The following is a 14,326-nucleotide window of genomic DNA, read 5'->3' on the forward strand; positions in this document are numbered from 1 at the left end:
ACATGAGTGATTCACAGATCCCTATCTTCAAGGCCCCGCCCCGATGGCCGGGTGAACGCACCTCCGGCATGGAAACGCCGGAGCCCGAAGGTCCGGCAGATATCGTCGCGGCCATCACCTCAATCGCGCCCTATCTGCATCGGCTGCAGCAACGTTTTGGCGAAGACCTTGATCGCATTCTCACCGGCGATGGAGAAGCAATATTCACCGAGGCCGAAGCCGTCTTTCATGATCGGCTAGCAAAGACAGGCCAGGAAGATGAAGTGATGGCCGCGATACGCCGGTTTCGCGGAAGGGTGAATTATCTCGTTGCGATGTCGGATGTCTTTGAGATAACGCCGCTGGCAACCCAGATAACCTGGCTCAGCCGCTGCGCGAGCATTGCCGTGGAAGGCGTTGCAAGATGGCTTTGCGGCCAGGGGGCGGAAGGCGATGCGATCCATCACGGGTGGTTTATTCTCGGAATGGGGAAGCTTGGGGCAAATGAGCTGAATTTCTCCTCCGATATTGATCTGATCATCATCACCCTTCCTGGCGCGGATGAAAACACCAACGCCGGATATGTGCGAAGGGCACGGCGCCTGACCTCGCTTCTCAGCACCCCTACCGCCGACGGGATCGGCTGGCGGGTTGATCTCAGGCTGCGGCCGGATCCGGGTGCAACGCCCATCGCCATCCCGCGTGATGCCGCCATCAGCTATTACGAATCCCTGGCCCGAACCTGGGAGAGAGCTGCCTTTATCCGGTCCCGCCCCATCGCTGGTAACCTTAAGGCAGGTGAAGATTTTCTCAAATCGATCCAGCCGTTTATCTGGCGGCGTCATCTTGACTATACCGTGCTTGAGGATATGCGCGTCATGCTGCGGCGTGACCCACGCGACGATCATCTTCTCGGCTTCAACATCAAGACAGGTATCGGCGGGATCAGGGGGATTGAATTCTTTGTCCATGTGCATCAGCTCATCGCCGGGGGGCGAGAGCCGGTCTTGCGCGAGAAGGAGACGACAAAAGCTCTCGGCAGGCTTGGTGACGGCAACTGGATCACCCCGGAAGAAGCTGCCCGGCTGAGCGATGCCTATTATATCTGGCGGCGGCTGGAACATCGCTTGCAGATGATCGGTGATGCTCAGACCCATCAGCTGCCCAAAAGCGACGAGTCCATGCGGGCAATAGCGGCGTTCTGCGGGCATGAGAACAGCGATGATTTTCGTGCAGCACTGATCTGCCTGAGCGATCAGGTCGCCGCTGATACGGCACCGTTGATCAGGGCAATCGGTCAAGATGATCAGGGTGAGCAGGACACTTTCCGTGACTGGCTTTATGGCAATACCGATACCCGCGAGGATGCGGCAGATCTTCTGGCCTCTCTTGGCTTTCATGATCCGGCAAGCCTGTTTGCGGTATGCGAAGGCTGGATGGCTGGCCGCGCCCCGGCAACACGGTCAGATCAGTCACGGGAAAAACTGCGCCGGATGCTGCCCAAGCTTATACGGCGATTTGCGGAAACCGACAATCCGGATCAGGCGTTCATCAGTTTTGCCCAGCTGGTGGATCAGCTTCCTGCCGGGCTGCAGCTGTTCTCCCTGCTTGAAAGCAACGACGGGCTTGCCACCACACTTGGCGCAATCGTGACCGGCGCGCCATCGCTCAGGGAACAACTGGTCCGTCACCCCATGGTCGTTGACCGGTTGATGTATGAGGATTTCTGGGATGTCGATATAAACTGGGAAAACCGCAAATCCGAGTTGGACACAGCCCTCAAGGATGCGAGGGATTACGAAGATGTGCTCGATATCCTAAGGCGGATTCAACGTGACTGGTCGTTTCAGGTAGCGGTGCAACTGCTCCATGAAGTGCTCGATCCTGTCGCCGCTGGCAAGGCTTTTTCCATGATCGCCAGCATCTCGATCCAGGCCATTCTGCCGATCGTTCACCGCGAGATGACCGAACGCTATGGCGGTATCGAAGGTGGCTCCATTTCGGTGCTGGCACTTGGCCGCCTCGGGGCCGAGGAAATGACTATGTTGTCTGATCTTGACCTGATCTGCATTTATGACTGCGCGGAAAATGCCAATTCCTCCGGCCCCAGATCCTTGAGTGCAAGCCAGTGGTTTACGCGCTTCGTGCAGCAGATGATCAACGCCCTCACCGCACCAACCGCTGAAGGCAGATGCTACAATGTCGATATGAGGCTTCGTCCAAGCGGCAATGCGGGGCCCGTGGCAGTTCATATCAGCAGTTTTCGGCAGTATCAGATGGAGGAAGCCTGGTTGTGGGAGCATTTCGCGCTGCTCAAGGCGCGGATTGTCGGGACAATCGGCGCTGTATCGCTGGCCCATGAAGTTGAGGCCGTTATCAGCGACGCGTTGCAGAAACCAAGGGATCCCGCCAATATGCGGGAAGAAGTGATCTCGATGCGCCAGCGGATTCGTAAAGCCATGTCAGCGCCATCCGCCCATGATCTTCGCCATCGTGACGGCGGGCTTCTTGATCTTGATTTTCTAACCCAGATGCTTCAACTCATGCCGAATTCAACAGATATTGTCCGCTGTCGTTCTGCCCGTCTTGCGGTGCCGGAACTGGCCCGGCAGAAACTGCTGGATGAAGAACAGGCAGAATTTCTCAGCATGGCGGCAGAAAGGCTCACGGCGCTGCATCAATGGATACGCCTGATCCTGCCGGAAAGCCGCTCGAGACCTCAGGAGGAGAAATCTCTTCCCGAGACATTTCAACAACTCACCGGGCATTCGGATAGCGAAACCCTGGAAGTCGAAATCGAAAGACTTTGCGGCGGGATCAGCGCCATGCTCGAACTCTTCCTTCACCCAAAAACCTAGCCGGAAAACCCCTGCTGTCAGGAAATTTGCCAGCGTGGAATTTTCCGATTGCAAATCCCCGGTCAAGGGAGTAGAGAGCGGGGAGATCGCAGGATAAATCTGCGCAAAATTTCAATACACACGGCAGAACAGGAGCTTGGAGAATGCAGGCAGCGTTACTCTCCTCATGGACCTTGTTTTTTGGCATTTTCCTGTTCATGGCCGGAAATGGGTTGCAGGGGATTCTGCTTGGCACGCGGGCAGAACAGCTTGCCTTTGGCGACCTGACCACCGGCTTTGTGATGTCCGGGTATTTCTTCGGCTTTCTTCTCGGCTCCAAAATCGTACCAAGGATGGTAAGCCGGGTGGGCCATGTCCGGGTTTTCGGTGCACTGGCCGGGCTGGCCTCTTCATCCATTCTTGTCCATGCCCTGTTTGAACTGGCGTCGCTATGGATGTTGATGCGCATCATCACCGGCTTTGCCTATTCGGGCATGTATATTGTTGCCGAAAGCTGGATCAACGCCAAAGCCGACAACCGGACAAGAGGCAGTCTTCTTTCCATCTACATGATCGTGAGCATGATGGGGCTGATCATAGGCCAGCTGTTGCTTTCAGCCGGTGAGCCGGACGACGTGACCCTCTTTCTGATCGTATCCATTCTGGTTTCGATCGCCGTTATTCCTATTCTCATGACCGCCGCGAAAGTGCCGGAAATTTCCGAGCCTGAAAAGACATCACTCCTCCGGGCCTATCACGTCTCGCCGCTGGCGGTGATCGGGATGGGGTTCAACGGCATGACCTCGGCGGTGCTGTTCGGCATGGGGGCGGTCTACGCCAACAAACTGCAGCTGAGCCTCAATGAAGTTGCAATATTCATGTCCTCGATCATGGTAGGGGCGCTTATTTTGCAATACCCCATCGGCAAACTGTCCGATATTTTTGACCGCCGGTCGGTGATTCTCGTGGTCCAGATTCTGGCCACCGCAACCGCCATGCTCGGCTTTGTGGCGGAAAGCCTCAGCTTTCCCCTCCTGCTGCTTGCCGGATTGATTTATGGCGGCGTGCATACGCCTCTCTATTCGCTCTACATCGCTCATGCCAATGACTATCTCACCCCGAAGCAGATCATTGCCATGTCGTCGATGCTGGTGATGATCAACGGTATCGGGGCTGTTTTCGGCGCACCAATCGTCGGGTATTGCATGAAAATTTTCGGGCCTTCGGCGTTCTTCCCAACCATGGCAATCATGCATTTTATCATGACCGTGATCGTGGTGATCCGGATGCAGGTCCGCGATTCCATGCCCGTCGAAGCCCAGGCACCTTTCGTTGCCATGCCTGAGCGCGCCACCGCCATCGCAACAAGCCTGCTGCCCGAGGCCGAATGGAAAAACACCGGCATTGCACCTGAATAAAAATGTATTTCCGGCGATTTCACCAGCTCCTATGCCCCGGGGCCGGATATCATTCAAGGCGGATCAGAGCAGACCGAGATCGCGCAGCTCTTCGGCCATTTCCAGGGGCATGACATCGTCCGGTGTATCACCTAGAGGCAGATCAATCGGGGCATCTGCCTCTTCAAGGTAGCGCCAGCCCTGAAAAGGTCGGTGTCGACGTTCAACCACCCGCATCAATCCAGGTTTCAAGACGATACCACAGGAAACACCGCCATCTTCCCGCTCGATTTCGACAAATTCCTCGATCAGTTGCCGTACGCACATCCGGCCCTTGATGATCCAGAACATGCTTCCACCCGGGAGAATTTCAGCAGCACGACGAGGAAAAGATCGCGTGGTATGCATGATGCGTCCACGACGTTTCAGCACCTCATCATGCCATTCTGTCAGGCTCTCGATACTGGTTGACCCAACCGACAGTTTTTTCAGATGAAGTGGCATTGATCTCCTTTCCTGCCAATCAGACAAGGAACATCGCTGCAAGACCAAGAAACGTCAGAAACCCGATCACATCGGTCACCGTGGTGATGAATACCGACGAGGCAATCGCGGGATCAATACCGAAACGCTCCAACGCAAGCGGGATGAGAGTCCCGCTCAACCCGGCGATCACCAGATTGGCCAGCATCGCCAGCCCCATGATCACCGCGATTTCAGGCTGGCCAAACCAGATCCATGAAATACCGCCAGCGGTCAGGGCAAAGACCATGCCATTGACAAAACCGACACTGAGCTCCCGCAACACAAAGCCTGTCGCTGTCTGCCGGGAAAGCTGGCGCAGGGCCAGTGCCCTGACCGCAACGGTCACCGTCTGGGTACCGGCATTTCCCCCCATCGATGCCACGATCGGCATCAATACCGCCAAGGCTACGAGTTTTTCAATCGTACCCTCAAAGAAACCGATAACCACCGACGCGGCTATCGCCGTCAGCAGATTGACAAAAAGCCAGGAAAACCGTGACCGGATTGTCTCCAGCAGATTGGAACGGATGCTGACATCACTGATCCCGCCAAGCGCCATCAGATCTTCTTCCGCCTCTTCTTCGATCACATCAACCACATCATCGACGGTGATCATCCCGACAAGCCTGTGCTGATCATCCACCACGGACGCAGAGACAAGCCCATATCGCTTGAACAGAAGCGCCACCTCTTCCTGATCCATGTTGACCGGTATCTGGTATGGCGTATTCGTCATGATTTCCGACATCCGCACCGGACGCTGTGAGGCCAGCAGTCGCGACAGCATCACCTGCCCCAGCACACGCCTTGCCGGATCTATCACGACAATGGCGTAAAAATCTTCCGGCAGGTTATCCTGACTGCGCATGAAATCAATGGTCTGGCCAACCGTCCAATGCGAAGGACTGACCACCACTTCCCGCTGCATCAGGCGGCCGGCGCTGTCTTCGGGAAAGGCGAGACCTTCCTCGACAATCAACCTTTCCGCCACTGGCATGGCAGCAAGAATTGAATCACGTTCTTCGGGGTCAAATTCCTCAAGGATATCCACCGCGTCATCACTGTCGAGCTCAGGCAGGGCCTTGGCTACGCCCTCCGCCCCCATGATATTGAGCGCAACATCAAGAAGATCATCATCCAGAAATGCAAGGGTTTCAGGGTCGAGGTTTGAGCCCATGTAACTGAAAAGACGCCGCCGCTGCGGCATATTGAGCCGTTCGATCAGATCAGCCTGATCCGCCGGGTGCAAGGGCGAGACCAGCGCACGAACACGCGCGATCTTCCCTTCGGCCAGTGCCGTGATCACGGCAGCCTCAACCTTTGGCGTCATGCCATAGAGGCTGGACAACGGCGCCGGATCTTCACGTCCGATCGGTGATTTTTCGTTCTGCTCTGACACGTCAACCTCCTGACGAGGTTCTATCAAATTCCAGTCATCCGTCAATCCTGGAGGTGACCAGGTCAGCTTTCTATGTCAAATAGTCCAAGCCGTCGCCGGTAGGGGTCAAAGCGCACATTGTACCCAAGCGGCGGCTGTGATCGCTGGGCGCAATCCATGCGCTCACAGACATGGCAGCCAATGCCGATCTGAACAGGTTTGCTGTTCTTGCCCAGATCATGGGTATCGGCATAGACGATATCCCGCGCCTGATTGACATGACAGCCAAGCCCGACGGCAAATTCAGGCTCGGGCTGATCTTTCGGGGTCCATTGCGGCGATACCGTTCGCGCCATGGTGAAGACCTGCTGGCCTTCTTCGAGTTCGGCCACCTGGGTCAGGACCTTGCTTGGAACACGGAAGGCCTGATGCACCACCCAGCGCGCGCAGGTACCGCCATGGTTGGCGAATTGCATCTTGCCGGCGGAAAGACGCTTGGACACATTACCCGCCGGATCAACCCGGATGAAGAAAAACGAAATGCCGCGATCCCCCGGCCTGTTGAGCGTCGTCAGCCGATGGCAGACCTGCTCGAAACTGACACCGAAGCGGCGCCCGATGAGATCAATATCATATCTCAGCTTTCGCGCCGCATCAGCGAAGGGCGTGTAGGGCATCATCACCGCACCGGCAAAATATCCCGCGAGCGTGTTGCGCAACATACCGGTGATATGCGGCATGTCGGCATCCTTGACCATTTTTTCAATGATTTCATGCTGGGTAAGGGCAACCACCTGCAACAAGAGCTGAAAGACCCGCCGCGGGCGGCGCAGCCCTTCCGACAGAAGGATGCGCCCTTTATGGGGATCATACTGACGCAGGTTTACGCCCATGACTTCCGCTGGCACAACCTGAACATCGATACCCCTCTCATCGAGGAACCAACGGCAAAGATCGGCATAAAGGGTTTCGGTTCCGAGCGACGCCTGATTGGCGAAATCCTCGGCGGCCTCTTCGAGTTCGGCGAAGTAATTGCCGTTATCCTGCAGATAAAGCCGCAGATCATCGGCAAGAGATGAGGACGAAATCGCCGAACGCTGGCCGCCTCCTGCGGCTGCAACATTCTGCATCTCAGCCTTGACGATGCGATAATTGCTGTAAAAACGTGACAGCGCACCGGCGATATTCGGCTGGCTGTTGACAAAATCACGCATCTCACGTTTTGAGACCGAATGCCCTGCCATGGCGGGGTCGGCAAACATTTCCGTTATATCAGCCATGAGGCGGGTGGTATCGTCGGCCGCAAAATCCTTGAGGTCAATGTCGAAACTCTGCCCAAGCTTGAACAATAGCGGCACCGTCACCGGCCGCTGGTTATGCTCGATCAGATTGAGGTAGCTTGCGCTGATGCCGATTGCCGCGGCCATATCCGATTGCGTGAGCCCGAGATCCGCCCTGAGTTTGCGAATCTTGTGCCCGATCATGGGCTTTTCCCCCATTTCCAGCATGATCGCTCTTCTCCGTCTTCAGAACAAGGGATAGACAATCAAAATACGGGATACTCTGTCTTTTGTAAATTAGAAATGTTTACAATTTTCACTATTTCACTTTTTTCTTTGATGCCTCCAGCAGGATACCCTAGGCTATATTTCTAACTTGACCCCATGGTGTGGTTTTCTCTCCCTCCGAACTGCACCGTTCTCATTTCCCCGGTGAGCTTGTGGGGGGCTTGACCGGGAGATGAAGCCTGGCCCAGCCAGGCTTCATTGCATCTGGTGGCATGCCTCCCTTCAAGATGAATTATCTTGACCCATCCGGAATTTTCACCCTTTACCTGCTGCATAAAGAGGATCACGATCAATTCTTAATGCAATAAAGAGGCGTGTGATGAAAGCTGCTGTCTGCCGTCAATTCGGCGCCCCCCTTACTCTTGAACCTCTCTCTCTTGCTGATCCCACAGGACATGAGCTCAAGATCCGCATAAAGGCCTGCGCGATCTGCCATAGCGATATCAGCTATATCAAGGGCTATTGGGGTGGCAATCTGCCCATGATCTTCGGCCATGAAGCAGCAGGGGTCATTGAGGCGGTGGGCGATGCCGTGACTGGCTTCAGACCGGGAGACCGTGTTGTCGTGACGTTGATGCGGTCTTGCGGCACCTGCCCGTCCTGCCTTGACAACATGGAAGCGATCTGTGCAACCCCGCCAGCCATCACCAGCCCGAGCCACCAGGCCGCAAGCGAGGTGATACAGCCCTCGATGAACACAGGGGCTTTTGCCGAAGAAGTTCTGGTGCATGAGCGGCAATGTATCGCCATTCCGGATGATCTTGATTTTGAAACAGCCTCACTGCTGGGATGCGGCGTGATCACCGGGTTCGGGGCCGTATTCAGGGTAGGCAACGTCAAATCCGGGGATCGTGTTGGCGTCATCGGCAGCGGCGGGATCGGGATCAACGCCATTCAGGCGGCCCGGATTGCCGGCGCATCGACCATCATCGCCATGGATGCGTCTTCAGCAAAACGTGACCTCGCCCTTGATCTCGGCGCAACGCATTTCCTGAACGTCCTCGAAGATGATGTTGCCGTTGCCGTGGATGAAGCCACCGGCGGGGAAAAACTTGATATGGTTTTTGTTGCCGTGGGTGTGGCAAAGGCCATCGAAAATGCCCTGCCGCTGATCCGCCGTGCCGGCAAGGTGGTGATCCTCGGCATGCCTGCCTCCGATGATCTGGCCCGTATCGACGCCTCATCCCTTGCCAGCAGCGCCCAATGCATCATCGGCACCAAGATGGGATCCGCCATGATCAGGGAAGACATTCCGCATTTGATCGGTCTCTTTCAGGAAGGGAAGATCGCCCTCGACCGTCTCATCAGTCACCGTTATCCTTTTGAGGATATCAACACCGCGATTGAAATGGCGGCTGACCCCTCCTCCGCAAGGGTGGTGCTGACCTTTGACTGAAAAGGCTAGAAAAGAGGACGACCATGAAACTTGACCAGCTTGAAACCTTTGTTGTCGGCAACCCGCCCCCGGGGCATGGCGGGCAGTATTTTCTCTTTGTCAAACTGGTTACTGCCTGCGGGATTGTCGGTTATGGAGAGATGTATACCGCCTCTTTCGGCCCCCAGACAATGATTGCCATGGCCGAAGATGTGTTTTCCCGTGATCTTGCCGGTGAAGATCCGTTCAATATCGAGCGCATGTGGCGACGTGTTTACAGCCGCGGGTATTCCTCACGTCCGGATATCTCCCTGATGGGGGTGATGAGCGGCCTTGAAATGGCCTGCTGGGATATTATCGGCAAGGCGCTTGAAAAACCTGTTCACGCCCTGATTGGCGGTAAACTCCATGAACGGCTGAGGAGTTATACCTATATCTATCCCGGGGAAGGCATGGATCCGGCCAGTTTCTATAATGATGCCGATGCTTCGGCGGAAATGGCCGCAAAATACCTCAAAGAAGGGTTCACGGCGCTAAAATTTGATCCGGCCGGGGCCTATACGATCCTGGACCCGCACATGCCGGAACTGGCGGATATCGAACGATCGGAAAACTTCCTCAAGAAATTGCGTCAGGCGGTGGGCAATGATGCTGATCTGCTGTTCGGCACCCATGGACAGTTTTCACCATCAGGCGCAAGGCGCATGGCGCGAATGATGGAGTTCTATGATCCGCTCTGGTTCGAGGAGCCGACCCCGCCGGAACGACCCGAGATCATGGCTGAAGTGGCCCGCGCCACTTCCATCCCCATCGCCACCGGCGAACGGCTGACGACCAAATATGAATTCGCGCGTGTTCTTGAACTTGGCGCGGCGAATATCCTGCAGATGAATCTTGGCCGCGTCGGCGGCATCCTTGAAGCCAAGAAAATCGCCTCCATGGCCGAAGCCTTTTATGCCCATATCGCGCCCCATCTCTATTGTGGGCCGATCGTGGGGGCGGCAAATATTCAGGTATCTGCCGCCTCACCGAACTTTCTTATTCTTGAATCAATCCGCAAATGGGAAGGGTTCCATCGCGACATCCTGACAAGCCCGATCCGTTGGGAAGATGGTTATGTTATCGTACCGGATGCCCCCGGGCTCGGCGTTGAGGTGAACGAGGACGTTGCCCGCGCCAACCCCTATACCGGCGACCGGCTTCATCTCACCTCAACCGAGCGGGATGATCCAAGACAAGCCTAGCTGCGCATTCGGCTGGCATTGGCATCAAAGAGCGGCACAGGCTGCAGCCGGGCATCGAGCTCCTCCCCCAAGAGCTCGATTGTCCATCCGTCCTGCTCATCGGCAATCTCCTTGGGAACATACCCCATGGCAACAGACACACCTGATGCATGGGCAAACCCGCCGGAAGTGACCCAGCCGCAGACCTCGCCATTATGGGCAATAGGTTCATCCCCGATCGTATCTGCATCCCTGGCATCGACCACAAAGGCCCTCAGCCGCATCTTGCCGCCATGCTTCTTTTCAGCATGAGCACCGGCCTTGCCGATAAAATCCGTTTCCTTGTCATAGGCGACAAACCTTGAAAGCCCGCATTCCAGCGGCCCATAGACCGGCCGGAATTCTCTTGCCCATGATCCGAAATTCTTTTCAAGCCGGAGCGCGTTAAGTGCCCGCGCTCCGATCAGCCGGATATCGTGCTCGGCCCCGGCCGCCATGATCAGATCAAACAGATAGCGCTGGTATTCCGGCGTCACCCAGATTTCATAGCCGAGATCACCTGTATAGCTCATACGGCCCACGATGGCCGGTGCCATGCCGAGATGCAACTCCCGCACGTCCATGAAACGGAAGCCATCGTTCGACACATCCTCCCTCGTCAGCGAAGCCAGCACATCCCGCGCTTTCGGGCCGGCTATTGAAAGGCCGGTGAGGCTCAGGCCCATGGCCTCTACCTCCACCGAACCGTCCCCGGGCAGATGGTCGGTAAACCACCGCATATGATAGCTTTCAGCGATACCGGAACCAACGATCAGGAAAGTATCCTCATCAAGACGGGCAAGCGAGAAATCGCCGATCACCTTGCCGTCATCTTTCAGCATCGGCGCCAGCGTCATCCGTCCCTCTTCGGGAATACGGCAGGCCAGCAGTTGATCAAGCCAGGCTTCCGCCCCTTCGCCGGTCACCATGTATTTGGCGAAGTTGGAAATCTCAAGGAGGCCAACCCCATCCCGTACCGCCCGGGCTTCATTGCCGACATGCTCGAAATCCACGCTGCGGCGCCAGCTGAATACATCCGCAAGCCCCTCCGGCGCAAACCAGAGCGCATGTTCAATACCAAAACTGACGCCAAACTGCGCCCCGGCATCTTTCAGCCGATCATAGATCGGGGTGGTCAACAGGGGGCGCGCCGCGGTCAGTTCTTCATTGGGATAGCGAATAGAAAACCGACGGGAATAATTCTCCCTCACCTTGGCGTTGGTGTACTGCATTGAGGCATAATCGCCAAATCGGCTGATATCCATGGCCCAGACGTCAAATTCAGGATCACCATTGATCATCCAGTTCGACAAGGCAAGGCCAACCCCGCCCCCCTGGCTGAACCCGGCCATCACGCCGCAGGCACACCAGAAATTCGTCAGCCCCTCAACCGGGCCGACCAGCGGATTGCCATCAGGGGCAAAGGTGAACGGGCCGTTGATGATCTGCCGGATACCGGCGTTTTCGAAAGCCGGGAAATGCTTGAAGCCGACTTCGAGGGATGGCGCGATACGGTCAATATCCGGTTCAAGCAATTCATGGCCGAACTCCCATGGCGTATTGTATTCAGACCATGGGCGGCAGGCCTTTTCATAGGTACCCATGAGCATACCCCCCCGCTCCTGCCGGAGATAGAGCTCACCATCGAAATCAACCGCATGGATGACTTCTTTGCCTGTGGTGGCATTGATTTCCGCAACTTCGGGCATATCCTCGGTCAGAAGATACATATGCTCCATGGCGAGCACTGGCAGTTCCAGCCCGACCATGCGGCCGATTTCACGCGCCCAGAGCCCGCCACAATTAACGACATGTTCGGCAAGAACCTGGCCTTTGTCGGTTTCAACGCACCAGGTGCCATCGCTGTTCTGGGACAGTGATTCGACCTTGGTATGGGTGAAATAGCTGGCGCCATTCTTGCGTGCCGCCCTGGCATAGGCATGGGTGACGCCATAAGGATCAACATGGCCTTCGATCGGGTCATACATCGCCCCGGTAAAATGCTTCGGGTCCAGAAGCGGCATGAGTTTCGCGGCCTCATCAGGGGTGATCAGTTCAAGCCCTTTCATGCCGAGATACTTGCCCTTGGCGTAGACACCTTTCAGCCAGTCAAACCTTTCCTTTGTGGCCGCCAGCATCACCCCGCCGGTGATGTGCATGGTTATATCCTGACCGGAAAGTTCTTCAATTTCATTATAAAGATCAATGGTATACTGCTGGAGTTTAGCAACATTCGGATCACCATTGATGGTGTGCATCCCCCCCGCTGCATGCCAGGTGGAACCTGAAGTGAGCTCCGACCGCTCAAGCATCATGACATCTTTCCAGCCCAGTTTTGTCAGATGGAACAATACAGATGCTCCGACAACCCCGCCGCCGATCACCACCACCTGTGCTTGAGATTTCATTTGTTCAGCCATCGCCGGCCTCCTTCCTGTTCTATAAGTCCTAAAAATCCGTTGGCGCGCCGCCCTCGGCCTTTCGCCGGGCAACAAAATCATTGAGTTCGTCGGCGATCGCTTCATCGAGCGGCGGCGGTGTAAATTCATCGAGAATGGATTTCATGATCCGGTTTGCGCGCTCTTCCACCCTCAGCGATCCGCTTTCCTCCCAGGTTTCAAAATTCCGCCAGTCGGAAAGAAACGGTGCGTAGAAAGCATCCTTGAAACGGCGCTGGGTATGTTCGGCGGCAAAAAAGTGACTCCCCGGCCCCACTTCACGTATCGCCTCAAACGCCATGGCATCATCAGAGACATCCAGCGGCGTATTGAGATAGATGATCTGCTGAAGAACCTCACAATCCATGATCAGTTTCTCAAAACTTGCGCAGAGCCCGCCCTCCAGCCATCCGGCGGCGTGATACACCATATTGCAATGCCCGGAAGAAACCCCATTGAGCGACTGAACGCTCTCCCATACCGACTGCCCGTCCGGGGTATTGGCAGCGTTTGCGTTCGATCCCCGCCAGGGGAGGTTGTATTTGCGGGCAAGCTGGCCCGAGATCTGCATCGCCCGCACATATTCAGGCGTGCCGAAAGCCGGCGCCCCGGATTTCATATCGACATTTGATGTAAACGCCCCGTACACCACCGGTGTTCCTGGCCGTATCGCCTGAAGCAGCACAAGGGCAGCCAGAAATTCGGCATTCTGCTGCACCAGCGCCCCCACCACCGTGGCTGGCGCCATCGCCCCGGAAAGCGTGAACGGGCTGACAACGACCACCTGCCCGCGGCGGGCGGCGCGCATGGCACCATCGAGCATCGGCCAGTCATGCTTGAGGGGGGATGAGGAATTGATATTGGTGAACATGCGCGGGCTGGCTTCAAATTCCGCCTCGGTAAGGCCGCCGGCAATGCGGACCATCTCCATCCCGTCTTCAATCCGCTCCGGGCCGAGCGAATAGGCATGGACAACCTTGTCGGTGAGGGTCAGCATGTCATGAAGCGCATCCAGATGCCGGATCGAGGCATGGATATCCACCGGCTCAACCGGATAGCCGGCAACAAAATGAAGGCAGTTGAAAAACTGGTTTAGCCGCAGGAGATTCTGAAAATCAGCGCGTGTGCCGACACGCCTGCCGCCATCGAGATCGCTGACATTGGGCGCTGACGAAACGGTCGAATACGCGATATGTCGGCCACCAAGATGAATTTTGTGCTTCGGATTTCTTGGGGTGACGGTGAAGATTGATGGCGCTTTGCTGATCGCATCCAGCACCAGCGCCCTGTCCATCCGGACGTTTTCGGTGTTGTCATCCACCTCACAGCCGATATCTTTCAGATGCGATCTTGCTTCACTATTGAGAAAGAGAATACCGATCTCCTCCAGCACCCTGAGCGAGGTCAAATGGATGCGCTCAAGCGTTTCCTCATTAGCAGGTTCAACCGGCGGATCGATATATTCAGGAATTGACCAGGCAAGCTGTTCGATCGCCGCCCTGGTGTCGGTCCTGCTTTGGGACCGGCCTGAACGTCGCCGGCCACGTTCTGATGCTGGTGCGTTCAT

Annotated in this window: 9 protein-coding genes; 4 read left to right on the top strand and 5 right to left on the bottom strand. The window is 56.1% G+C overall.

Annotation, left to right across the window (positions count from 1 at the left end; all coding sequences use genetic code 11):
- Nucleotides 1-2: 2 nt before the first annotated feature.
- On the top strand, nt 3-2,837 hold the full coding sequence (locus tag AB8880_06645; protein XDZ64613.1) for a bifunctional [glutamine synthetase] adenylyltransferase/[glutamine synthetase]-adenylyl-L-tyrosine phosphorylase: 2,835 nt from the start codon (nt 3-5) through the stop codon (nt 2,835-2,837).
- Between the two features lie 143 nt (nt 2,838-2,980).
- Nucleotides 2,981-4,234, top strand: a complete 1,254-nt coding sequence (locus AB8880_06650) for an MFS transporter (protein XDZ64614.1) — start codon at nt 2,981-2,983, stop codon at nt 4,232-4,234.
- Nucleotides 4,235-4,297: 63 nt separating this feature from the next.
- On the opposite strand, the gene AB8880_06655 is transcribed toward AB8880_06650, so the two are convergent.
- The 3 genes from AB8880_06655 to AB8880_06665 all read right to left on the bottom strand — a co-directional run bounded on the left by AB8880_06655 (nt 4,298) and on the right by AB8880_06665 (nt 7,600).
- Complete coding sequence (locus tag AB8880_06655; GenBank protein ID XDZ64615.1) at nt 4,298-4,717, bottom strand: DUF1489 family protein; 420 nt, start codon at nt 4,715-4,717, stop codon at nt 4,298-4,300.
- Nucleotides 4,718-4,736: 19 nt separating this feature from the next.
- Nucleotides 4,737-6,137, bottom strand: a complete 1,401-nt coding sequence (gene mgtE / locus AB8880_06660) for a magnesium transporter (protein XDZ64616.1) — start codon at nt 6,135-6,137, stop codon at nt 4,737-4,739.
- 62 nt (nt 6,138-6,199) lie between these two features.
- On the bottom strand, nt 6,200-7,600 hold the full coding sequence (locus tag AB8880_06665; GenBank protein ID XDZ64617.1) for a short-chain fatty acyl-CoA regulator family protein: 1,401 nt from the start codon (nt 7,598-7,600) through the stop codon (nt 6,200-6,202).
- A 403-nt stretch (nt 7,601-8,003) separates the two neighbouring features.
- Here AB8880_06665 and AB8880_06670 point away from each other — a divergent pair, with 403 nt between their 5' ends.
- Both AB8880_06670 and AB8880_06675 read left to right on the top strand, forming a co-directional pair.
- Complete coding sequence (locus AB8880_06670; protein ID XDZ64618.1) at nt 8,004-9,080, top strand: alcohol dehydrogenase catalytic domain-containing protein; 1,077 nt, start codon at nt 8,004-8,006, stop codon at nt 9,078-9,080.
- Between the two features lie 23 nt (nt 9,081-9,103).
- Nucleotides 9,104-10,303, top strand: coding sequence for a mandelate racemase/muconate lactonizing enzyme family protein (locus AB8880_06675; protein ID XDZ64619.1), 1,200 nt, complete (start codon nt 9,104-9,106; stop codon nt 10,301-10,303).
- Here AB8880_06675 and AB8880_06680 read toward each other — a convergent pair.
- Together AB8880_06680 and AB8880_06685 are read right to left on the bottom strand one after the other, a co-directional pair.
- Entirely contained in the window at nt 10,300-12,729 is a 2,430-nt protein-coding gene (locus AB8880_06680; GenBank protein XDZ67037.1) for an FAD-dependent oxidoreductase, read from the bottom strand. The genes AB8880_06675 and AB8880_06680 overlap by 4 nt on opposite strands.
- Before the next feature lie 40 nt (nt 12,730-12,769).
- Nucleotides 12,770-14,326, bottom strand: a complete 1,557-nt coding sequence (locus AB8880_06685; protein XDZ64620.1) for a trimethylamine methyltransferase family protein — start codon at nt 14,324-14,326, stop codon at nt 12,770-12,772.

The sequence above is a fragment of the Alphaproteobacteria bacterium LSUCC0684 genome (genome assembly GCA_041228335.1).
Lineage (GTDB): Bacteria > Pseudomonadota > Alphaproteobacteria > Puniceispirillales > UBA1172.

Coding starts and splice junctions, on each gene's coding strand:
- AB8880_06670 (XDZ64618.1), top strand. CDS start 8,004: ATGAAAGCTGCTGTCTGCCGTCAATTCGGCGCCCCCCTTACTCTTGAA.
- AB8880_06665 (XDZ64617.1), bottom strand. CDS start 7,600: ATGATCGGGCACAAGATTCGCAAACTCAGGGCGGATCTCGGGCTCACG.
- AB8880_06680 (XDZ67037.1), bottom strand. CDS start 12,729: ATGAAATCTCAAGCACAGGTGGTGGTGATCGGCGGCGGGGTTGTCGGA.
- AB8880_06675 (XDZ64619.1), top strand. CDS start 9,104: ATGAAACTTGACCAGCTTGAAACCTTTGTTGTCGGCAACCCGCCCCCG.
- AB8880_06685 (XDZ64620.1), bottom strand. CDS start 14,326: ATGAACGCACCAGCATCAGAACGTGGCCGGCGACGTTCAGGCCGGTCC.
- AB8880_06650 (XDZ64614.1), top strand. CDS start 2,981: ATGCAGGCAGCGTTACTCTCCTCATGGACCTTGTTTTTTGGCATTTTC.
- AB8880_06645 (XDZ64613.1), top strand. CDS start 3: ATGAGTGATTCACAGATCCCTATCTTCAAGGCCCCGCCCCGATGGCCG.
- AB8880_06655 (XDZ64615.1), bottom strand. CDS start 4,717: ATGCCACTTCATCTGAAAAAACTGTCGGTTGGGTCAACCAGTATCGAG.